The sequence below is a fragment of the Hydrogenophaga sp. genome, from assembly GCF_030373245.1.
In the GTDB taxonomy this organism is placed as follows: Bacteria; Pseudomonadota; Gammaproteobacteria; order Burkholderiales; family Burkholderiaceae_C; genus Hydrogenophaga.
In genome coordinates this window covers 257,182-277,441 of the sequence record NZ_JAUCZF010000005.1, presented here as the reverse complement: position 1 = coordinate 277,441, position 20,260 = coordinate 257,182, and the positions used below count along the sequence as shown (strand labels likewise).

The window sequence follows — 20,260 nt, the reverse complement described above, 5'->3', positions numbered from 1 at the left end:
GCTACTTGTCGTTGCGAGCTTCCCACGTTGACAGCACAAATTGCGTCAGCGCTCCTGAGAGGTTCACGGCCAGCTCCGCGTGTCGGGGCTGCGGCCTTGCAGCAATCTTGCCCTTGCCGTGTGCGTCGCTTAACCGATTACGCAGTGTGCCCAAACCCTCCACTACCGCAGTACAGCCGCCTAGGATCATCTTGAACACGTCCTCCGTGTGCTGTGACGGGGCGATGTTCAGTTTCTCCGCCGTTTTGCGATAGAGCTTCGGGAGGTCGTCCTTATCGTCGTATGCGACCTCTTCCTCGTCCAGGATGTGCTTGCAGACCGATTCCAAGAGCGTGCGAGAAGAGGTGATGGCCCCTTCGGGATCAGCCGTTCGACGCTCCAAGGCTTTCGCCCAGGCGGCGTGCACGTGAGCTGCGTCAAACTTCTCAAGCACGCCTGTAACGTTCTTGTCCGCTGGAGCGCTACCGCCCTTCTCAAGAAAGTCCAGCAGACGCAGAAACGCTCCATAAATGTGCTCCCGTCTCCCCTTGTACGTCTTGGATATCGGTTGGATGTACCCCCAGAACTGCAACTTTGTTCGGCAGGTCTTCACGAAGATAGGTAGAAGCGGCTCTATTGTGGGGTCGCCGATCAAAGCCTGTCGAAGTCGAACATAGTCAGCCTCGCCCTCTTTCCCGCCTTGAGCGATTGCGACCATGAGGTTTTGCAATGACGCGGCCTCCGTATAGTGGCTTTCAAATCGGTGCTTCATTCCGACATTCTCAGTGATTGAGGCAGAAACGCCCACGTGCCGAACATCGAAAACATCCTCAAAGCGTTTGCCTAAAGCAGATGTTCCGTCCTGCGCGTTAGGTCTATGCAATGTCCGGTGCCTGCGAGCAGAAGGTTCGTGAGCTTCATTTCGGGTCAGCAATCGTCGGGCGTTCTTCTTTCTCCCACGCGTCAGCCGCTCGCTTCTCGTAAGCCGCGCGGGTTTGGTCGATCTTGTCGATGACCTCTTGCAACGAGACATCTCGATTCCACTCTCCAGGCGGGCTCTCCTCGATCGGCATCTTGGCGTGCCTGCGCAATCGCTTCGCGACGCCAGACACATGAAGCCCTAGCTCCGCATAGTCACGCCGTCGCCGCCAGAAGAAGTCGGTGTAGTCGGGCGGATCGGCGAACTCGCCAGCGCCAGCGATCTGGGCGTCTAGGTGCTCCTGCTTGTCTGGAATCTGCAGGATGTCGTACATAAGGTTCTTCGGTAGGACTCTCCACTCGACCTTGATATCCAGTGGCTTGAACTCGGGAGTCTTGACTGTCGTCTGGTGGTACACGCCGTCGTCGCCTGCAGGGCGTCCTTCGGATGTGCCGTCGTCAAGCGCAACATGCCAGCAGCCATTGGTGAACCGATCGAGGTGGGAGACGACGAGGATCGCGAGGTATGACCCGTCTCTGTCATCCTTGATCCGCTCGGCGCGTCTCTCGCGTAGGTATGTCAACAATGCGCCGATCGCAACGCCCGCTAGACCAGAGGCAGCGCTGATGATGGCGGAGACGTTTGCGTCAGTCACGTTCGCATCTCGTTAGACCACTTCTGAGCTGCTTTGCTGACCACTCGTCGCGGCCTGCAGGTTTCTTCTGGTCAGAGCTGTCATGGGAGGTTGCGCGTCCATCAATGAGGGAAAAGCGCGAGTTTGTACATTTATACAGTAGTGTAGTTCCCGCAGCTTTCGTGTGTCAGGTGGCACCAAGCTCGGGATGAAAGACCAGTTTCATTGGGGGGAGAGCGGTACTCCCGACCTCTATGCGTAGATCTCAACTACGGCAAGTTTGATGGCGCCTTCGTCGCACGAGGCAGCTCGATAACCTACGCATAGTTCAGGGGCACGGTTCAGGTGGTCTCTTTGCAAAGTCACCAATCTGTCCTTTTAAAGAAGGTCTGGGCCTCCATCGCGAGAGAAAGCTGGTCATACTCTACTCGGGCAATGTTGCCTGCTCCTAACGATCTACACTCGGCAAGAACAGCCAGTATGCCTGACATTCCAATTTGGCCCTCCCCCTGTTTAATCCAAGAACGCAGATCGAGGGAGCTTCGAATTATTTGAATCTCAACAGCCGTTAGCGAGCCATTGAGGATTCTTCGATCGATTTGCTGCCTCCTCAACACCTGGTTTTTATAATCTGTTAAGACAAGGGTTAAGATGTGTTCGCACCTTTGTGGGGCTCGAGCGGCGAAACGAATGACTCCATTGCGAACGTAGTTTACATTCTCGATACGAATGGGTACCCCCACGGAGAATCTACCATTACCTGTTTCGTTAGAGACTATCGAAACAAACCGCCCATCATTTTGTCTCGTGGCTTCTGGCCAGTCTTCCTGTTCTTGCCTACCCCCCTCCACAAAAATATCGCCTGCTGTGGCTATCACAGGCAACCACTGTTCTTTGAATCCAAAGGAATCCCTCAGGTCCGAGCCTTCTGGAGGCTTTGGTTGAATGGTCGGAGTAAACCATTCGTATGCGCCTCTCGGCCTTGGGTTTGGGCAATTTCCCGACGGGACTTCAACTAAACCCCATTGAACCACGGCAATACGACCACGCCAACGATAGAAGCCGCCGGGCACCACCCGGAATTGTGATCCTGAAACTGGAGTGGCGATGTGGTTTACAGTGCATTCTTGATTTATTCCACATCTGGCGGCAATAGCGGAGGAGAAATTCGGTATCCCAGAAAAAGGCGAGCCAAATTTAACAACCTCGACGTCATAGCCTGTTTGAAAGCAATGAAAATTGCTGCTCCATGCTGAAAATGATAATCCGGGTCCGAAATCAAAATCAAACCACTCCCAATTCCGATAATCTTCATTCTGGGGCACCGCGCTTAACCTTTGAGCCCACGGCCTCATCAAACGATCTACAGGTCTTGCAGCTCCATATTCCGGTGGAGGGGATGGCTTAATTGGTGTTCGATCCGCGAGTCGGAGATACTCTTCTAATGAATGTGCATCTGTGAGATTGGTTTCCTGTGCCGCAGATGTCGTTATACATAACACCAAGACCGTCAATGTGAATAATTTCATTCAACACCCCTGTTGGTAAAAAGGACGCAAGTTCGCCTGAAAATGAACAAAATATCCGCTTCTGCAGCCACCTGTCAGATCAGTATTGCAATTTAAACTGCGCAAACCGACTGGCCACGCTACAATACCAAAGTAGCTCTTGTAATAATTGGCCAAAAACTCCTAAGTTCAGGTCTGGAGCCATCATTTATCGAGATTCCACTGCAATTGGCTCTATAGTTGCCGAGCGATCGGCTCAGAGCAGCGGTGATGCAGTGGCTGCTCATCGCAGATTGGCGAAGTCTACCCATCGCGACCGAAAGCCGCAACCCACCAAGAATGGATCAAACTCCGAATGAAGGGGGCATATTCCATTGCTCGTTGAGCGCACGGTCTCGGAAGTGCAGCAGTCGCACGAGCACTGGCCTTTGAACGATCAATGATGATGCCATTCCGATCGCATCAATCGTAATGGTTACTGTGAGGCCCGTTATCAGACAATCAGTAACAGGCCGAGATTGTGAGTTCGGCCCTTAGAGCAGCTGTCATTCGATCGCGAGTTGGTGGGCGACCTGTGGCTTGCTTCGCTGTATGACGGGAGCTACCTCGATACCTATCGTTGATGCCGCCGCTTTGCCGGGTGAGCAGATGACGGCTTCGTGCCTAGCACCGTGAACCCAGCTCTCGGCCTCGACCGGCAGCAACCGCTGCATAGCGGCTGCTCCTCTTTCGATAGTCTATGGTTGCATCGGGTAGCAGCATTGGATCGGAATGGCTGGCCTTTCTGGATCGGAACTTGTGGCGTTTTTGTCCAGGATAGAGTGGTTTACTTGGCCGGAATAAGCACTTGGTCAAGTTCTGCGTCCGGTCCAGCGCGTTCGGCAGCTGATCCATCTCCTCTAGGCTCTGCACAGTGATTTCGCTCATACGGTCAGCTCTTGCGCTGCGCGTCGTCGATAACAGCTGACGGCGGTTGCGCAAGCCTAAATTGTCGAGGCATTCGACCCGTGAGCGTGAGCATCTGTCCCCCCTCACTTGCAGGGCTAGCGTGCTCACGCCGCGATCTTCCCTTTCTTCGCTGCCTGCGTTTTCGCGCCGGCGCCACGCCGAGCCGACTTATTGCCGGACCCACCCAGCTGAACCACAAGCTGCCGGACCAAGGCGTCCTGCGCACTCGCGCGGGACAGCGCCACGTTCGCCGTAGACAGCGCTGCTTCAAGCTCCTGAATCTGAACGTCACGTTGCTGTGCACCAGCCTCCAGTTCCTGCTCACGCTGCTTGGCCTGGGTGCGAAGCTGAGTCAGGTGAAGCTGGACGGTACCTAGCTGATCTTCGGCGCTGACCTGGGCCCTTAACGCCACTTCGAGGCGCTTCACGACGGATTCTGCAGACCTTTCGGTTTTGGAGCGCAGCATGCGCTCATGCTCGATTTCTTTAGCGGCCCGCCGTTCGGCACCGGCGGCGCGCTCGTCAGCGGCAGCGATCGACTGGGCCCCTCGTACCCGCTCGACATCAATGGCCTCACGGGCCTTTTCGAGGTCGGCCTGTAGGTCCGCCTGCCGTAGGTGCGCTTCGTGCAGTCGTGCAGCTGCCGCAACGTGGGCTGCTCGCTCGGCATCTAGCTCTTTCCGCAGCTGATCGACCTCGGCCTGGAGGTGTGCGGCCTTCGACGACTCGGCAAAGGCGGCTGCCTCGGCGATCTTCGCTCTTTCTTTCTCTGCCTCCACATTGGACGCAGCGGCGGCGAGACCTGCCTCGAGCTGCTCGGCCAAATCTCGACGAGCTTCAGCCTGTGCTGCTTCCCAGAGATGCAGCCCTGCCTGATGGACCAGGTCCGGCATCGAGGCCGGCGCCGAGAATGCGCCAGGGTCTGTGATGCGGGCGCCGAGGTGCTTGAACCAAGTCTCTAGCATCGGGCTGACGGTATTCGGTGAGCCGCGGCCCAGCTTTTGGCGCACCCGCTCAATCGTCGGCCGGGAGCCCTCAAGCAGCAGCACGTCGCAGGCCTTCCAAACCTCGTCCTCAGTGATTCCGCGCGCCATGATTTGCCTCCTTGATCTACGCCCTGCCCTGGGCCTACATTAGTAACGATAATAGAATGTTATCGTGATCTAAGCTTCTTTTGAGTTACATATCATACATATTACATAAAAATTAAACCATGCCAAAGCGTGCCATCCAGCCCGTGATCCCCGACGCCCAAGTCATTGCGGCGCTCGATCCCGCTGACCTCGCACCCATGACCGCCGACGCGGTGAACGCGCTGCTGGCCGAGGGCGAATCCGAGAACACGGTGCGAAGCTACCAGGCGGCGCTGCGCTACTGGGCAGCGTGGTTCTGGCTGCGCTATGCGCAGGTCATTCAGATGCCCGTGCCAGTGGCTGCGGTCCAGCAGTTCATCGTCGACCACGTGCAGCGGCGTGTCGAATCAGGTCTCGAGACCGCTCTACCAAGGCTGGTCGACGAGGCCATGGTGCAGTGCGGCGTGAAATCGAAACTGGGCCCACCCGCCTTGTCGACTGTTCTGCATCGCCTCAGCGTGTTGTCCAAAGCACACCAAGTCAAGAATGTGGCGAACCCGGTGCAGGATCCCAAGGTCCGAGAACTGCTGGCCAAGACGCGACGCGCGTACGCCAAACGCGGCACTGTGCCAGACAAGAAGGCCGCCCTCACGCTCGAGCCTCTACAGGCCCTACTCGCCACCTGCGACGACTCACTGCGTGGCGTGCGCGACCGCGCCCTCCTCCTCTTCGCCTGGTCCAGTGGCGGGCGCCGGCGTTCGGAAGTGACGGCGGCAACGATGGAAAACACGCGGCTGATCGGACCAAGGGCCTACAGCTTCACGCTGCTGCACTCAAAAACCAATCAGACCGGTGTGGCACGGCCAGACAACGAGAAGCCTGTTCTGGACGAGGCCGCAGACGCCCTCACCGCTTGGCTCAGGCGCTCGGGCATCGTCGCCGGGCCGATCTTCAGGCGGATTCGTCGCGGCGAAAAAGTCGGGGAGCCACTTGCAGCCGCCGCAGTGCGCGATATCGTTCGAGAGCGAGCGGCGCTCGCGGGTCTTTCGAATCAATTCGCAGCGCATTCGCTGCGATCGGGCTTCGTCACCGAGGCGGCGCGCCAGAACGTGTCGATTGGCGAGACCATGGCGCTGACCGGACACAGGTCGTCTGCGACGCTGATGGGGTATTTTCGGGCGGCAGAGTCGCAGCGCAGCGCAGCGGCGAAGCTGTTTTCTGCGCCTCAGGAATCATTCAAGCCGTAGCATCGTTAGATGATCATGGGGGCGTCTAACGCTAAGCAACGCCTGCCGGACACTGACTAGCCGCTTCCAGCCTGAAACCGACAGCTCCGACCTAAGGACGGGTGTGCAGCGGTTGGAGCCGGTCGCTGGCGGCGGGTGTGCTCACGCTGACTGGCACCATGCAGTCGTCGGGCCTCGTCGCACACGAAGTCATGAATTTCGGCTGTATGGGGTACTGCGGACATAGAGCTCCCTCGACCCGGAATGCGCGGCGCCTCTGACCGCTTCCCCATCACCTGGATTGGCGGTACCGACCCATCAGGGACATACGCTGCCTTGAACTCATCGCCCCGCAGCAGTCGGTCGCACATCCACCAAGGCCCCCGACTATTGATTTCCACGCGATCCTGACCCGCTTTTGGAGTGAGCCCCTGAGGCTGGACCACTGGGGTTCACTCCAATCAGCAGGGGCAGTGAGTCGCTTCCGGATGGAAATCAACACACTGGATGCAGGACGAGCGCGCGGCTGAGGTCAACGAGGTGCTGACCGAGTTCCTGCACGGCCCTTGACCGGGCCCATCGTTTGGCGGGCGCCCAAGTCGCCTGCCCTGCGCATCACCCCACCAACCCTATCGCAATCCACGGCTGCCAGATCACCAGCGCCAGGCAGCCCAGCATCAGGCCGATGAAGGGCAGCGCGGCGCGGCACAGCGGGCCGAAGGGCTGCTTGAAGGCCGTCATCGCGACGATCAGGTTCAGGCCCACCGGCGGCGTGAGATAGCCGATCTCCAGGTTCAGGATCATGATGATCCCGAACAGCACCTTGTCGTAGCCGTAGGCCTCGGCGCGCGCAGGTGGAGGCGCAACTGACGCAGCTGCTGCACGACGTCAATGCCCAGTTGGCCAGCCACGAGCACCTGCAGATGCTGGTGGTGGTCCCGCAACCCTGGGGCATCGAAGCCGGCACGCTGACGCCAACGATGAAGATCAAGCGCAGCCGCATCGAGGCCGAGGTGGCCGATGCGGTGGACGGCTGGTACGCCGCTGGCGCGCCGGTGGTCTGGACTTGAGTCGCACTGCGCAGGAGCTGGCCTGACACAAAGCCTCACGGCAAGTGTGGGTCGGGGAGGGATCCAGCTTCACTGGCGCAGCCAGAGAATATCGTCCGATTCTGGTCAAAGAATGCCAGCAGCGCGTCGACGACCGTCCGAACGCGCGCCGCGTCGCGCAGTGTCTCGTGGTACACGATCCAACCCGTGTTGACGCTGACAGGCTCGGAAAACACCCGCTCCAGGCTGGCGACCGGGTCGCCGATCATGCACGGCAGCACGGCGATACCGGCGTCGGCCGCGATGGCCTGGCACGCGATCTCCAGGTTGTCGAAGCGGCTTACCTGCGTCGCCGCGTCCTTGTGGGTTTCCAGCCAGCGCAGCGGCGCGATCGTGAGCATCGATTCCACATAAAGCACGAGCCGGTGCCTGGCCAGGTCGGCGTGCGATTCGGGCCTGCCCTGGGTATCGAGGTAGGCCTTGGAAGCGTAAACACACCAGCCGCAGTCGAACGCGCGGCGCCCTACCAAATCCGGTTCACTTGGTCGGGCCATGCGGACGGCGACATCGGCCTCGCCCTTGGCCAGGTCGACACGCTGGTAGTCGCCGCGCAGCTGAACGTTCAGGTCGGGGTGCCTTTCACGCAGCGCCGGCAGCATCAGGCGCATCGCGATCGGCACGAACCCCGGCGAGAGCGAGACGCGCACTGTGCCGGCCACTTCCGCCTTGGCACTGCGCACCGAGCGCGTAGCCTGCGCAGCGGCGGACTGCATCGCCTCGGCGGCCGCCAGCATGGTGCGGCCTTCGGCGGTCCAGTTGAAGTCGCGCCCGCCACGAATGAGTAGCTTGGCACCCAGCGCGTCTTCCAGTGCAGCGAGCCGTCGGCTCACGGTGGAGTGGTCGACCTGCAACTCGCGGGCAGCGCCCGCCACAGAGCCCGCGCAGGCCAGGGCCAAAAGTACCTTGAAGTCACTCCACTCAGGTTCCATCGTCGCCCTCCTCGGCAGCCTCGACTTTAGTGCGTTTATGGGTCAACCACACCTTCGGATTTCTGCACGACACGATTGCGGCGCTCGGCATCGACGCCAAGGCCGTCGGCACCTATCGTTCAGTCCTCCGAAAACCCCGTCGGTCACAGCGCCGAACACCACCCTGAAAGGACCCACCCCATGAAGCCAGTACACCACCCCATCTCGCCCACCAGCAAGGACGCGGCTGGCCTCGTGCGCAGACAGTTCATCCCAGGTCGTCGGCTCTTGGGCCGTCCACTGCAGAACTTCATGTGCTTGCGCAATCCTTTTCTGTTGGCCACCGTCGCGGTGTCGAACCTGATGCTCGTGGGTTGTGGCGGCAGTGAAATCAATGACCTGCCGAGTGAGGCGAAGTCTGCACGGCAGCCCGCCGCCGCCACAGTCTTGCTGGAAGGCTGTGTGGTCGATTCGACGTGGATGGGCGCAGCAAATGCAGCCGTCCATGTGCGTACCGAAGATGGCCGCCCGCTGGGTACGGCGCTCACCAACGAAAGGGGCGTCTTTGTGCTGGCCGTGCCTGCGAATTCAAACGTGGTCATGGATACCGAGTGGGGGGCTACGGGCGGCCTGGCTCTGAGGACCGGCAGCGGCTCGCTGTCGCTGCCAGGGTGCTTCCAGGCTGTTGTCTGAATGATCTCGCCTTCTCGCCCTTTTTAAGTACCGGCAACCCCGACCTTCACCACCCCAAAGGAAAGTAACCCATGAAGCTCTACTACCACCCCATCTCCACCACCAGCCGCACCATCATGCTGTTTGCCGCCGAAAGCGGCATTCCGCTGGAGATGCAGGTGGTGGATTTGTTCACCGGCGAACACGTGCAGGCGCCCTACGCGGGCCTCAACCCGAACAAGCTGGTTCCCACGCTCGAGGACGGCGACTTCGTGCTGACCGAGAGCTCGGCGATCCTGAAGTACCTGGCCGACACGATCGGCTCGCCGGCTTACCCCAAGGACCTGAAGCAACGCGCCCGCGTCAACGAACGCATGGACTGGACCAGCACGCAGCTGAACCAGGACCTGGTTTACGCGCTGGTCTATCCGCAGATCTTCGACACTCACAAGCGCCGCAGCGACGAGGCGCAGGCCGCCACTTTGCAGCGTGGCCAGGAGCGTGCGCAGGCGTGGCTGAAGGTGCTTGACGAAAACGTGCTGGGCCCGGGCCACAACTTTTTGTGCGGCGACTCGATCACCATCGCCGATTACCACGCGGCGGCCTACGTAGCGCTGGCCGAGGTGATCGGCAGCGACCTGTCGGACTACCCCAACGTGAAGCACTGGCTCGGCCGTATGAAGGCGTTGAAGAGCTGGCCGCAGGTGTACCAGGTGATCGACGGCTACGCCGCGTCGCTCAAGGGCAAGGCGATGGTTGCGGTCTGACGCTGGAGAGCCCGCCATGATCCGCAAGTTGCACCACAACGCCTACCGTTGCCGGGACTCGGAAGAGACACGCGCGTTCTACGAAGACTTCCTCGGCCTGCCGATGGTCGGCGCGCTGGAGATCAGCCGAAGCAAGACCGGCCGCGCCACCGAGGTGCTGCACACCTTCTACCGGCTCGACGACGGCTCGCACCTGGCCTTTTTCGAGGTCTCAGACATGCCCTTCGACTTCAAGCCACAGCACGACTACGACCTGCACATTGCGCTTGAAGTCGACTCACCGGTTCTGCCCGACATGCTGGCCAAGGGCAAGGCCAGCGGCATCGAAACGCGTGGTGTCTCCAACCACGGCTTCGTCGACTCGATCTACTTTCGCGACCCCAATGGCTACGTCATCGAACTGTGCGCCAAGCGCGCCGGGCATGACGCGCAGATGGACCCGGCCCACAACGGCGCGCGCGAGAAGCTGCAGCGCTGGACGGCGGCCAAGGCCAAGTCGCCAGCCTGAGGCTGCGGCGCTCTTTGGCTGTCACGAAACGCCCTGTTCGAAATCGCTATCTGGAGAAAACCATGGAAACTGCTACCGTTCCCGCCTCGATGACCAGCCATGGTCACGCAACGCAACCTTCGCCCGAGATGATCATGAAGATTGGCATGGGCTTCTGGGCCTCGAAGGTGCTGCTCACCGCCACGCGCTTCGAACTGTTCACCCACCTCGCTGAGAAAGGCTGGCTGAGTGCCGCGCAGATCATGCAAACCTTGCGCCTGAAGTGCAGCGAACGCAACGCGCTCGACTTTCTCGACACCCTCACGCACTTCGGCTTCCTGGAGCGCAAAGGCCTACTGGCTGACGCGGTGTACAGCAACGGCAAGGAGACCGCGTTCTTCCTGGACAAGAACAAGCCGAGTTACCTCGGCGGCATCCTCGAGATGGCCGATGACCGCCTCTATGGATTCTGGGGCGATCTCAACACGGCGTTGAGCACGGGACAACAGCAGAACGAAGCCAAGAGCGGTATTGATTTCTTCGGCACGCTCTACAGCGATCCCGAGAAACTGAAGGGCTTCGTGAACGCGATGGCCGGTATCCAGATGGGTGCCTTCATGGCCTTTGCACAGCAGTTCGACTTCTCCAGCAGTAAGAGCCTGGTGGACATTGGCGGATCAGGCGCTCACTTGTCCCTGATGGTGGCGAAGCACCAGCCGCACATGCGCTGCACCAGTTTCGATCTGCCGGCAGTACAGCCGATCGCGCAGGGCAACATCGCGCACCTCCAACTCACCGAATACGTGGCGACCGCCGCTGGTGACTTCTTCGCCGATGCCTTCCCCAAGGCTGATGTGATCACCATGGGCAACATCCTCCACGACTGGGACGAGGAGAAGAAGATCAGCTTGATGCGCAAAGCCCACGATGCACTGCCCGCAGGTGGCGCATTCGTCGCCATCGAGAGCGTGATCGACAACGACCGTCGCCAAAACGTCTTTGGCCTGATGATGAGCCTGAACATGCTGATCGAAACCAGCGATGGCTTCGACTACACCTTCGCCGACTTTGAGGCTTGGGCCAAGGCTGCAGGTTTCTCGCGAACGGCGCTGATGCCACTGGCTGGACCGACGAGCGCTGCAATTGCCTACAAATAGAACTCTGTGACCAGACTGACCGGAAAGTACACGCCGCAGCTCAAAATCCCATTCCGCAGGCCGTTCATCGGGGCAACTTCACCGCTCTGCGCATCACCCCACCAACCCCATCGCAATCCACGGCTGCCAGATCACCAGCGCCAGGCAGCCCAGCATCAGGCCGATGAAGGGCAGCGCGGCACGGCACGGCACAGCGTGCCGAAGGGCTGCTTGAACGCCGTCATCGCCACCACCAGGTTCGGGCCCACCGGTGGCGTGAGGTAGCCGCACACCGGCAGCGTCCGTGGGCGTGGTTGCACGCCAGCGATGTTTGAATGAAAATACACACATTACTGTACACACATAGGGCGCCACGTGGAAACGCTCACCACCAGAGTCTTCAACAACGGCAACAGCCAGGCGGTTCGCATTCCTGCTGAGTTCCGGCTCGACACTGACCGCGTGAGCATTTCGCGCAACGAGTCGGGGGATCTGGTGATCCATCCCTTGCAGGCCGCACGTGGCGCTGCGCTGCTGAATGCCCTGCGCGCCGTGGGCGAGGCGGACCTTGCATTCATCGCAGCGCTGCAGGCTGAGCAGGCCGGCCATCAGCCCCTGCAGGAGCGCGAGGCCCTGTGATCTACGTGCTGGACACCAACATCCTCATCTACCTGATCAAGAACCAGCCGCCAGCCATCGCGCAGCGGGTCGATGCGCTGCCGCAGGATGCCCGGCTGTGCATGTCCTTCGTGACATGGGCCGAGTTGCTAAAGGGCGCCGAGCGCAGCACGAAAAAGCCGGAGGTCCTTCGCCGGCTCGAAGCCTTGGCCCGACAAGTGACGGTGCTGTATCCGGCAGGCCCCGCCATCTGCGAGCACTACGCCGAGCAGTTCACGCGTCTGAAGGACGCAGGCACGCCCATCGGTGCAAACGATCTATGGATTGCCTGCCACGCACTTGCCGAGAGCGCGACGCTGGTGACGCACAACACCAGTGAGTTCCTGCGCGTCGGGGGACTGAAGGTAGAAGACTGGGTTGCTCCGGCCTGATCGTTGGGGATGCTGCACTGATACAGCCGTTTGACGGCATAGGCCGTACTGCCGCATTGGCGGCGATCCTGCTCAGCGTTCGGCCAAGCGACAAACGTGCATTTGGCCCCACCTGCGAAAGTTGAAGGATTTCCCTTCGGCCCGCCCGCTGGCCAGCACCGGACCTGGCGACCAGACAGCGGACGGTCGCGAGTGACTCTTGATGGCCGATACCGCCAGTTCGCTGCCAAGTCCGGCAGCGGTCCCTGGTCATTCGCCGGATCGAAGGATCAGTATCGTTGCCCATAACCATCGCGTGCCGACCCAATCCGGGCATCCGACTGCCAAGACAATCAAACGCAGGGCAGCCGTGGGCGGCACTTGCTTAAGCTGCTTGGTCAGCAAATGCGCAGTGCTGTGAAGCCGGGGGCTCAGCGCTTGCGCCACACGCTCGCCAGCCAGGGCTGTTGCTCGATAGGTAGGCCCGACGGACGGTAGAAGTGCTCCAACTCGTCGAAGCCGGCTGCCGTCACCAGGGTGCGCCAGGTTGGCCAGTCGTGAAATGCGCCGTAGCGCTCACCGTTCCAGCCCTCCTGGCCATCGCCGCGCGGGTTGGAGCTGAACAGCACGCCGCCCGGCCGCAGGCAGGCCTGCAGTTTTCTCAGAACTTGCGGCAGGACCTGGGGGGGCACATGAAACAGCACGGCATTCGCAAAAACACCGTCGTAGCGCTGCGCGGGCAGTTCGAGGTGCAGGAAGCTCTGCTCCAGCACCTCGCAGCCGCTGTGGACGCGCGCCAGCGCCGCCGCACTGGGGGCGCCTTCCAGGCCCACGGCGCGGTGGCCCAGCGCCTTGAAGGTGTGCAGGTCGCGCCCGGGCCCGCAGCCGAAATCCAGCAGGTCAAAGGGCGGTGGCCCTGGTATGTGCTTCAGCAATGCCGCGATATTTTGGCTGACGTCGTGATCGCGAGTGCCTTCCCAGTAGCTCTGGGCGTGCTGCTCGTAGTGCGCCAGGGTGCGCGCGGCGATTTGTTGCAGGTCTTCGGAACTCAATGGCATACCGCATCATTTCACACAGCACCGCCCTGATCCGGAACACAGGTCGCGACGCGCCTTCAGCCGGTTGTCCCTTCGACGTGCTGCACGCAGACATGCGACACCCACAATGGTCTCCCATCGAGTTCAGGGCCTTGCAAGATGAGCTCTCGTGCTACCGGGACGCTGCCACCCGTGCGGGGGCATCAAGCCGCGCTGACAGGCAGCTTCGAAGCGCGCCAGCGGAAACTCGGTTCCTGCCAGGAGCTGCCATATCGAGCGTCTCGGAAGTCCGCTGTTCCGGCGAACCCGAGGCGCTCCCTGTGAGACATCCCGAAAGATGCACTGGAGGCAGTTGATGATTCACGAGGAAAAAAGGGCCGACTTCTGTCGACCCTTGTGACTGCTGCGTGCACCCGTGTTCAGCATCTGCTTCGCAGGTCCGCCTCACGGAGGCTACACCCTGGACACACCTCTAGAACGATGCAAAAACAGTCCCGCGCACTTCGCCGACCATCTTAACTGGCATCTCCGCTGCTGCCTGAGCGCGCATTGCTTTCTGCTTCTCGGCAGCGGCGGTGGCCGCGGCCTCGTCCGGGTAAATGGAGATCACGCTGAACGTGGTGTCGCCGGTATAAATGAAGAAGGCATTTACGGCGCCTAGAGCCTTGATTCCAGGAATGTATTTCTCTCGCGCTTCGGTTTCCATTGCCGCATCAAACGCGGCGCTGGAAGTCCATTGTGAAATCACACCATAGGCCATTGGAATTTCCTCATGTTGATGACAAGAAACTTTGCACAACAGGGGGGGACGAATCGGGTTGAACCGGTCTGAAGCCAGATGCTGCCAATGTCACCGTAACAGACTTGGACATATGAGCAAGCGGGTAAACCTAGGTGGCACCCCTGCGCACCTAGGCAATGCCACCTCGTCACCACTTGACAGAGCAGTAGGGCTGGTCGGCGAACCTCAAATGACCGAAATGGGTCGGGAGTGCCACTTCGCCCCATGCGAAACCAGTCCTTCACCGAGGGCTTGGTGCCATCAGCTGGCGAGTATGCGCCGACCCAGCCCGGAAGCTGTCGGTCGGCCAACACGCCGCTCACGCCCGGCGCAGTCAAATAGTGAAGGAGGTTGAACTTATGCGCTGTCGATGACAGCTGCAGGAAGTCGTGGCTGATGGGGTGCGCTGTCCGGAGTACCGGGAGCGGGCTGTGGCGATAGCGAGCTTGACGCCCAAAGGCGCCCTTTACAAATGGAAACATGGTCGTGGTGTCCTTTGCTGTCCATGAGGTGCTGGGATATGTGTTTTTCAACAGGGCGCAGCTCTCCATGACCGTTGACTCGGCCATGGCGACAAGGGACAATCCAGCTGTACGGTTGCGGCATGTCCCTATGCCGAGGCCCGGGTTCTCCCGGGCTTTTTTCTTTTTGGGCGCCCGAAACTGCGGTGGGTGTCTATGGCATGTGGTCTCCTCTGCGCAACCGTCGGCGCAAGACTGGGGAGGGGCAGCGTACGAGGCGCCCAAGTCGCTGTCAGCGTTCTCCGCAGACTTCCGCACGTTTCCGCATGTGTTCTCACAGTGCCTCAGCTCTACTCACCGCTTCTCACGGCGCCGCTCGCTAAGTTGCTTCGCGCGCCTTCGGCATAAGATCTCGGTGATCGCCGACGCAATCAAAGGCGTTACCAGAAGATGGGAAAAGTTGACACCATTGCTACTGAGCTTGGCAGCGAAACCGGTCGCAGCGGTGGCAGCGACACGGCTGATTGGCGACCAGCTGACAGTCGTGATGCCAGGGAGTCGCTCATCCTTGGCATGGATCTACTCGCCTTGTGTGTACGAGAGAACATCGCCGCCAGGCTTGAGGATCGCAGGGTCGCAGACTCGCGGACGATGATTGCTGACGCGCTGGTCTGCGCATTCAAGGCGCACGGGCGGCCAAGCGGCAGCTATGTCCTACCCAACGCGACCGTAGCGTCCGAATTCGGTAAGACAGATGACGCCTGGGATGCGCTCTCGCGTGCATACAAGGAGTTCGCCGCGGATCACGCCTATCGGTGTCGAGAGAAGCGCCTTCCACGCATCTACTTTGTAAGGTACCGCGGTTCCCGCGGCTCGAAGGCAGCGTTCCAGCTTTGGGTGTGCACCTCTGACCGGATGGGCAGTGCCGCTCCTTTGCCACCGTTTGTTTTGGATCAGCCGATCAGGTACGCGGTAGAAACTGATCCGGGGCGCCAACCGCCCGCTCCGAAAACTACTGATCGGGGGTCAGAGGCCGCGAAGCTCGATGAGGGGTCTCCCAATTCATTGACCAAGCCGGCACAGCCGGACCACTCGTCCCCCGCTGCCAAGACCGTCGATTCGTCTGACGCCGGCGCTGAAAGTGGCGAAACACCCAACTCGGCGCGGTCGGGGCCGCCCTCCTCGCCAGCCAGTTCAGATGATTCGCTCCATGGCGACGCTGAATCTCGCCCTTCCGGCGGTGCTAGTTCGGCTACCGTGAACGCAGGATCACCGAGGGAGTCGGTCTGGGATAGCTTCCTGGCGCTGGTCATCGCTTCAAGTCGGCAGTCGTCTACGTCAAGTTCGACGCCTTGGCTCCTTTTGTTCGCCATGTTCGGTCTACTGATGACTGCCCACTCAGCAACCGACTTGATCGGCGGCAGGCTGCAGCACGTCATCGACTTGCTGATGAGTCTCGGCGGGCTATTGAACGGCTGGACAGTCCGTTGACGAACTCAAGTCCTCGAGCATCGGGCTCCCTGTGGATTTGTCCACTCCAAGCTAGCGCGCCAGACCCGTATCCCGAATCCCCGTTTAGCAGCTCACAGTAGCGGCTTGGGCTAGGCCAGATTTACATGTGAGTTGGCTGCAGTGCGGCCAATCTTTGCAGTGGCTTCGCTTGTAGCGCTGCTACCAGTGCAATGAAGACCGGAATCGGGTTGACAGCTGTTTGGCCATGTAGCTTAGGAAATACAGATAGATCAACGACTTAGGGTGGGGCTAAAAAGCTAGCGCGAGGCCAGCTCCGCTTTTTCAGGCTGCCTGATCAGCAATCTGTTCGCGTTCCTTGAAGAAGGCTCTCATGGAGGTCCAGACGCTCCACAGCACGATGGCTGCACCAAACACGAGGAAACCGGCGCTGATCGGGCGCTCGATGAAAGTCATCATGTCGCCGCGCGACAGGAGCAATGCGCGGCGGAGGTTTTCTTCCATCAATGGGCCCAGCACAAACCCCAGCAACATCGGTGCCGCCTCGAATTTCAGCACCGCCAGCACGTAGCCCACCGCGCCAATGATGGCGACCATGAACACGTCGAAGGTGTTGTTGTTGACGCTGTACACACCCAGGCTGATGAAGACCAGGATGGCTGGGTACAGCACGCGATACGGGATGCGCAGAATGGCCACCCACAGGCCGATCAGTGGCAGGTTCAGGATCATCAGCATGATGTTGCCGATACCGAAGCTCACGATCAGACCCCAGAACAGTTCGGGCTGCTGGGTCATCAGCAGCGGGCCTGGCTGGATACCGTGGATGATGAGTGCGCCCAGCATCAAGGCCATGACGGCATCGCCCGGAATGCCCAGCGACAGCGTGGGCACGAAAGCGGTTTGCGAGGCAGCGTTGTTGGCTGCTTCCGGTGCGCAGATGCCTTCGATGGCGCCTTTGCCGAACCGGCTCGGGTCCTTGGCGACCTTCTTCTCCACCGCGTACGACATGAACGATGCGATCGATGCGCCCGTGCCCGGCAAGGCGCCGAAGAAACTGCCGACCGCAGTGCCCCGCAGCATCGGCATGATGGATTGCTTCACATCCTCGCGGGTGGGCGTCATGGTGCGCATGTTGATGTCTTCGCGCACCTCGCCTTCGCGAACCTGGTTCACGCTGGAGACAACCTCGGAGATGCCGAACATGCCCATCGCCAGTGCCACGAGGTTGATGCCGTCGGTGAGTTCGGGGATGCCGAACTCGAAGCGGGCCTGACCCGAGTTGATGTCGGTACCCACCGTGCCCAGCAACAGACCAAACACCACCATCGCCAGTCCCTTGGCCGGAGAGCCAGACGCCAGCGCCGAGGCTGCAATCAGACCCAGCAGCATCATGGCGAAGTACTCGGCCGGGCCAAACTTCAGGCCGAGCTCCGCAATAGCCGGCGAAAACAGCACAAGCACCAGGATGCCGAGCATCGAGCCGACGAACGAGGCAATGGTCGTCATGAACAGCGCCACGCCTGCCCTGCCCTGTTTGGCCATGGGGTACCCGTCCAGCGTGGTCACCGCCGAGGATGGCGTACCCGGCAGGTTCAGCAGGATCGAAGCGGTCGATCCGCCGTACTGCGCGCCGTAGTACACGCCGGCGAGCATCACGATCGCTGCGGTGGGCGGGATGTGGTAGGTCACCGGCAGCAGCAGCGAGATCGTCGCCAGTGCGCCGATGCCGGGCAGCACACCGATCAGCGTGCCGAGAAACACGCCGACAAAGCAGTACAGCAGCGTGACCGGGTTCAGTGCGGCGTCAAGGCCGAGCAGCAGTCCGTTAAGGATGTCCATGGGGGAATGTCTCTGTCAGGTGGTGGGTCGGGCTGTTCGGTCGGATGTGCTCAAGGGCTCCATGGCCAAGTCGGCAGAACCATGCCAAGGCCAAACTTGAACACCAGCCAGGTGATCAGCGCGATGCCAGCTGCGGTCAGCAGGCGCCCTTTCCAGGTGGAAGCGTTGTCGGCCGTCGAAGCCACGATCACCGCGATGGCGGTGGCGAAGATCACACCCAGCACCTTCAGCGTGGAGGCAAACACCACGATGCTGGCCATGACCAGTGCAAACGTCTTCCAGGCCACCACGATCGGCTCGCCGCGGCGGAAGAAAGCCGGCAGCGCGATCAGCACACCGAGCACAGCAAGCAAGGCGCCCAGTGCCACGGGGAAATACCCGGGGCCCATGCGGTTGAGGTCGCCGAACTCGTAGCGTTGGCCGTAGATCACGGCAAAGAGGCCGATGGCGGCCAAGCCCAGTCCCCCGATGATGTCGCGGGTGTCTCTTTTGTGCATGGGTTCTCCTCAGGGTGCCCCGGACGAAGGCCAGGGTCGAGCCAAGCGGCTCAGCCGCCATTGGACGCGGTTTTGGGGTCTTGCGGCTTAAGTAGTTGCACGTAGGGTGAACCTCGCGTAGCGGCCCGGGCAAATTTCCCGCTGTCGCCCGTGACGCAGCGCTGTCGACGTGATCCGTTTAGGGGCGACGCGGTCCGCTGCAGCACAGAGGAGCGCTCTGCCCGCTCAACGGTGTGGACTCACCACTTGCCCGCGGGCTGCTTGGCTCGAACGTGTTTGGCGATGAGCTCGACCGATGCCGCCCGCCCGGCCTGCCGCGCGAAGTCCATTGCGGAGAGGCCTTGTTCGTTGCGCAGCAGGGGATCGGCGCCCTCTTGCAGCAGCAGCTGGACCACCGGGTCTTGCCCGTAGCGGGCCGCCATCATGAGCGGCGTGGACTTGTTGGGCGATTCGGCGTCGATATAGGCGTGGTGCTCCAGCAGGAGTCGCACCATCGCCAGGCTGACCGGCTCCGGGTTGCTGGCCCCGTAATGCAGAGGCGTCCAGCCCGGTTTGTTGACCTCTGCTCCGCGCTGGATGAGCCGCTGCGCCTGCACCAGATTGCCCTTCAAGGCGGCCATCATCAACGGGCTTTCGCCCTGGAGATTGCGCGCCTCCACGGCCACCGCGTTTTGCTTAAGCAGGAAGTCGGCGACCTTGAGCGATCCCCGCCGCAGCGCGATCAGCAGCCCGGTTTCGCCCTTCTCGTCCCGTGTGTTGAGGTCAAAACCCCGCAGCGCAAGTGCCACCACGGTCGATTCGTTGTCGCTGCGAGCGGCCGCGAAAAAGTCTTCATATGCGCCGGCTCGGACGCTGAATGTCGCCAGAAATACCCAAACAAAAACAATAAGCTTTTTATAAAACTTCATGTGTTACCTAATATTTTTAGGCTGTCACACGCGTGAAAAGATGGTCAAAATTGTCTCTGGTGGCCCGGGCCACGGCCTCCACCGAAAGACCTTTGACCTCGGCAATCTGTCGTGCGACGAAGGGCACATAGGCCGGGGTGTTGGTCTTGCCTCGGTGTGGTACTGGTGCCAGATAGGGGCTGTCGGTCTCGATCAGCATGCGCTCCAGCGGCACCCAGCGCAAAAGGTCGCGCAGGTCGCCTGCGTTGCGAAACGTAATGATGCCCGAGAAGGAAATGTAGAAATCCAGATCCAGCGCGGCGCGGGCCACGGCTTCGGTCTCGGTGAAGCAGTGGAACACGCCACGGGCAACGGGACATCCGCCCTCGTTTGCGCTGGCGAAGCCGCCAGCCTCGCGCAAAATGGACAGGGTGTCATCCGAGGCACTTCGGGTGTGAATCACCAGCGGCAAATCGGTCTGGCGCGCGGCCTGAATGTGCACCCGGTAGCGCTCGCGTTGCCACGCCATGTCGGCCACGCTGCGTCCGTTCAGCCGGTAGTAGTCCAGCCCAGTCTCGCCAATACCGACCACGCGGGGCAGCGCGGCGCGCTGCAGCAAATCATCCAGACTGGGTTCCAGTACGCCCTCGTTGTCCGGGTGGACCCCGGCGGTGCACCAGAGATTGGCGTGCTCCCGGGCCAGCCTGTGCACGTCGTCAAACTCTTCCAGCGTGGTGCAGATGCACAGAGCGCGGTCCACCTCGGCGGACTGCATGGAGAGCAGGATGTCGGGCAGTTGCGCGCGCAGCTCAGGGAAGCTCAGGTGGCAGTGTGAATCGGTGAACATGGGCCGCAGTTTCGCACGGGAAGCCGCACCTGCTGGGTGCTCAC

General features: G+C 60.8%; 21 protein-coding genes. 8 read left to right on the top strand and 13 right to left on the bottom strand.

Annotation, left to right across the window (positions count from 1 at the left end):
• Position 1 precedes the first annotated feature (1 nt).
• The 4 genes from QUV25_RS13475 to QUV25_RS13460 all read right to left on the bottom strand — a co-directional run bounded on the left by QUV25_RS13475 (position 2) and on the right by QUV25_RS13460 (position 5,082).
• Entirely contained in the window at positions 2-751 is a 750-nt protein-coding gene (locus QUV25_RS13475) for an abortive infection family protein (RefSeq protein WP_300864699.1), read from the bottom strand.
• A gap of 145 nt (positions 752-896) precedes the next feature.
• The gene (locus QUV25_RS13470) at positions 897-1,553 is read right to left on the bottom strand and encodes a hypothetical protein (RefSeq protein WP_300864698.1); all 657 of its coding nucleotides are present in this window, start codon (positions 1,551-1,553) and stop codon (positions 897-899) included.
• Positions 1,554-1,894: 341 nt separating this feature from the next.
• The gene (locus QUV25_RS13465) at positions 1,895-3,061 is read right to left on the bottom strand and encodes a hypothetical protein (RefSeq protein WP_300864696.1); all 1,167 of its coding nucleotides are present in this window, start codon (positions 3,059-3,061) and stop codon (positions 1,895-1,897) included.
• Between the two features lie 1,031 nt (positions 3,062-4,092).
• Entirely contained in the window at positions 4,093-5,082 is a 990-nt protein-coding gene (locus QUV25_RS13460) for a DNA-binding protein (RefSeq protein ID WP_300864694.1), read from the bottom strand.
• Between the two features lie 197 nt (positions 5,083-5,279).
• On the opposite strand from QUV25_RS13460, the gene QUV25_RS13455 reads away from it, so the two are divergent.
• Positions 5,280-6,308 (top strand): site-specific integrase, encoded by a 1,029-nt coding sequence (locus QUV25_RS13455; protein ID WP_300864833.1) that lies wholly within the window; start codon positions 5,280-5,282, stop codon positions 6,306-6,308.
• 594 nt (positions 6,309-6,902) lie between these two features.
• Here QUV25_RS13455 and QUV25_RS13450 read toward each other — a convergent pair.
• Positions 6,903-7,091 carry a TRAP transporter large permease subunit gene (locus tag QUV25_RS13450; protein WP_300864692.1) on the bottom strand — a complete coding sequence of 63 codons (189 nt, stop codon included), beginning with the start codon at positions 7,089-7,091 and terminating at the stop codon, positions 6,903-6,905.
• A gap of 50 nt (positions 7,092-7,141) precedes the next feature.
• Between QUV25_RS13450 and QUV25_RS13445 the strand changes: the two genes are divergently transcribed.
• Positions 7,142-7,357: a hypothetical protein gene (locus tag QUV25_RS13445; protein ID WP_300864691.1), complete on the top strand. Its 216-nt coding sequence runs from the start codon at positions 7,142-7,144 to the stop codon at positions 7,355-7,357.
• 35 nt (positions 7,358-7,392) lie between these two features.
• Here the strand turns inward: QUV25_RS13445 and QUV25_RS13440 are convergent, their stop codons facing one another.
• Positions 7,393-8,325 carry a LysR family transcriptional regulator gene (locus QUV25_RS13440; RefSeq protein ID WP_300864689.1) on the bottom strand — a complete coding sequence of 311 codons (933 nt, stop codon included), beginning with the start codon at positions 8,323-8,325 and terminating at the stop codon, positions 7,393-7,395.
• A gap of 297 nt (positions 8,326-8,622) precedes the next feature.
• Here QUV25_RS13440 and QUV25_RS13435 point away from each other — a divergent pair, with 297 nt between their 5' ends.
• The 4 genes from QUV25_RS13435 to QUV25_RS13420 all read left to right on the top strand — a co-directional run bounded on the left by QUV25_RS13435 (position 8,623) and on the right by QUV25_RS13420 (position 11,387).
• Positions 8,623-8,997, top strand: coding sequence for a hypothetical protein (locus QUV25_RS13435; protein WP_300864687.1), 375 nt, complete (start codon positions 8,623-8,625; stop codon positions 8,995-8,997).
• 71 nt (positions 8,998-9,068) lie between these two features.
• Complete coding sequence (locus tag QUV25_RS13430; protein WP_300864684.1) at positions 9,069-9,743, top strand: glutathione S-transferase family protein; 675 nt, start codon at positions 9,069-9,071, stop codon at positions 9,741-9,743.
• A 16-nt stretch (positions 9,744-9,759) separates the two neighbouring features.
• Positions 9,760-10,251, top strand: a complete 492-nt coding sequence (locus tag QUV25_RS13425; RefSeq protein ID WP_300864682.1) for a VOC family protein — start codon at positions 9,760-9,762, stop codon at positions 10,249-10,251.
• Between the two features lie 62 nt (positions 10,252-10,313).
• A complete protein-coding gene (locus QUV25_RS13420; protein ID WP_300864680.1) occupies positions 10,314-11,387 on the top strand; it encodes a methyltransferase in 1,074 nt (357 codons plus the stop codon).
• Between the two features lie 155 nt (positions 11,388-11,542).
• Here QUV25_RS13420 and QUV25_RS13415 read toward each other — a convergent pair whose 3' ends face one another.
• Positions 11,543-11,686 carry a hypothetical protein gene (locus tag QUV25_RS13415; RefSeq protein ID WP_300864678.1) on the bottom strand — a complete coding sequence of 48 codons (144 nt, stop codon included), beginning with the start codon at positions 11,684-11,686 and terminating at the stop codon, positions 11,543-11,545.
• 55 nt (positions 11,687-11,741) lie between these two features.
• Between QUV25_RS13415 and QUV25_RS13410 the strand changes: the two genes are divergently transcribed.
• The gene (locus QUV25_RS13410) at positions 11,742-12,005 is read left to right on the top strand and encodes an AbrB/MazE/SpoVT family DNA-binding domain-containing protein (protein WP_300864677.1); all 264 of its coding nucleotides are present in this window, start codon (positions 11,742-11,744) and stop codon (positions 12,003-12,005) included.
• Positions 12,002-12,415, top strand: a complete 414-nt coding sequence (locus tag QUV25_RS13405; protein ID WP_300864675.1) for a type II toxin-antitoxin system VapC family toxin — start codon at positions 12,002-12,004, stop codon at positions 12,413-12,415. Before QUV25_RS13410 ends, QUV25_RS13405 begins: the two co-directional genes overlap by 4 nt.
• A gap of 410 nt (positions 12,416-12,825) precedes the next feature.
• Here the strand turns inward: QUV25_RS13405 and QUV25_RS13400 are convergent, their stop codons facing one another.
• From QUV25_RS13400 to QUV25_RS13375, 6 genes are all read right to left on the bottom strand, one after another.
• The gene (locus QUV25_RS13400; RefSeq protein WP_300864673.1) at positions 12,826-13,452 is read right to left on the bottom strand and encodes a class I SAM-dependent methyltransferase; all 627 of its coding nucleotides are present in this window, start codon (positions 13,450-13,452) and stop codon (positions 12,826-12,828) included.
• A 451-nt stretch (positions 13,453-13,903) separates the two neighbouring features.
• Positions 13,904-14,191: a hypothetical protein gene (locus QUV25_RS13395; RefSeq protein WP_300864671.1), complete on the bottom strand. Its 288-nt coding sequence runs from the start codon at positions 14,189-14,191 to the stop codon at positions 13,904-13,906.
• A gap of 2,276 nt (positions 14,192-16,467) precedes the next feature.
• A complete protein-coding gene (locus QUV25_RS13390) occupies positions 16,468-17,985 on the bottom strand; it encodes a tripartite tricarboxylate transporter permease (RefSeq protein WP_300864669.1) in 1,518 nt (505 codons plus the stop codon).
• Between the two features lie 50 nt (positions 17,986-18,035).
• Positions 18,036-18,482 (bottom strand): tripartite tricarboxylate transporter TctB family protein, encoded by a 447-nt coding sequence (locus tag QUV25_RS13385; protein WP_300864668.1) that lies wholly within the window; start codon positions 18,480-18,482, stop codon positions 18,036-18,038.
• A 239-nt stretch (positions 18,483-18,721) separates the two neighbouring features.
• Entirely contained in the window at positions 18,722-19,390 is a 669-nt protein-coding gene (locus QUV25_RS13380) for an ankyrin repeat domain-containing protein (protein WP_300864666.1), read from the bottom strand.
• Between the two features lie 16 nt (positions 19,391-19,406).
• Positions 19,407-20,216, bottom strand: a complete 810-nt coding sequence (locus QUV25_RS13375) for a TatD family hydrolase (RefSeq protein ID WP_300864665.1) — start codon at positions 20,214-20,216, stop codon at positions 19,407-19,409.
• Positions 20,217-20,260 lie beyond the last annotated feature (44 nt).

What these genes read in the sequence shown, in the direction of transcription:
- QUV25_RS13390 (WP_300864669.1), bottom strand. Translation starts at nt 17,985, where the DNA reads ATGGACATCCTTAACGGACTGCTGCTCGGCCTTGACGCCGCACTGAAC.
- QUV25_RS13465 (WP_300864696.1), bottom strand. Translation starts at nt 3,061, where the DNA reads ATGAAATTATTCACATTGACGGTCTTGGTGTTATGTATAACGACATCT.
- QUV25_RS13475 (WP_300864699.1), bottom strand. Translation starts at nt 751, where the DNA reads ATGAAGCACCGATTTGAAAGCCACTATACGGAGGCCGCGTCATTGCAA.
- QUV25_RS13455 (WP_300864833.1), top strand. Translation starts at nt 5,280, where the DNA reads ATGACCGCCGACGCGGTGAACGCGCTGCTGGCCGAGGGCGAATCCGAG.
- QUV25_RS13380 (WP_300864666.1), bottom strand. Translation starts at nt 19,390, where the DNA reads ATGAAGTTTTATAAAAAGCTTATTGTTTTTGTTTGGGTATTTCTGGCG.
- QUV25_RS13430 (WP_300864684.1), top strand. Translation starts at nt 9,069, where the DNA reads ATGAAGCTCTACTACCACCCCATCTCCACCACCAGCCGCACCATCATG.
- QUV25_RS13440 (WP_300864689.1), bottom strand. Translation starts at nt 8,325, where the DNA reads ATGGAACCTGAGTGGAGTGACTTCAAGGTACTTTTGGCCCTGGCCTGC.
- QUV25_RS13425 (WP_300864682.1), top strand. Translation starts at nt 9,760, where the DNA reads ATGATCCGCAAGTTGCACCACAACGCCTACCGTTGCCGGGACTCGGAA.
- QUV25_RS13395 (WP_300864671.1), bottom strand. Translation starts at nt 14,191, where the DNA reads ATGGCCTATGGTGTGATTTCACAATGGACTTCCAGCGCCGCGTTTGAT.
- QUV25_RS13450 (WP_300864692.1), bottom strand. Translation starts at nt 7,091, where the DNA reads ATGATCCTGAACCTGGAGATCGGCTATCTCACGCCGCCGGTGGGCCTG.
- QUV25_RS13420 (WP_300864680.1), top strand. Translation starts at nt 10,314, where the DNA reads ATGGAAACTGCTACCGTTCCCGCCTCGATGACCAGCCATGGTCACGCA.
- QUV25_RS13460 (WP_300864694.1), bottom strand. Translation starts at nt 5,082, where the DNA reads ATGGCGCGCGGAATCACTGAGGACGAGGTTTGGAAGGCCTGCGACGTG.
- QUV25_RS13385 (WP_300864668.1), bottom strand. Translation starts at nt 18,482, where the DNA reads ATGCACAAAAGAGACACCCGCGACATCATCGGGGGACTGGGCTTGGCC.
- QUV25_RS13400 (WP_300864673.1), bottom strand. Translation starts at nt 13,452, where the DNA reads ATGCCATTGAGTTCCGAAGACCTGCAACAAATCGCCGCGCGCACCCTG.
- QUV25_RS13375 (WP_300864665.1), bottom strand. Translation starts at nt 20,216, where the DNA reads ATGTTCACCGATTCACACTGCCACCTGAGCTTCCCTGAGCTGCGCGCG.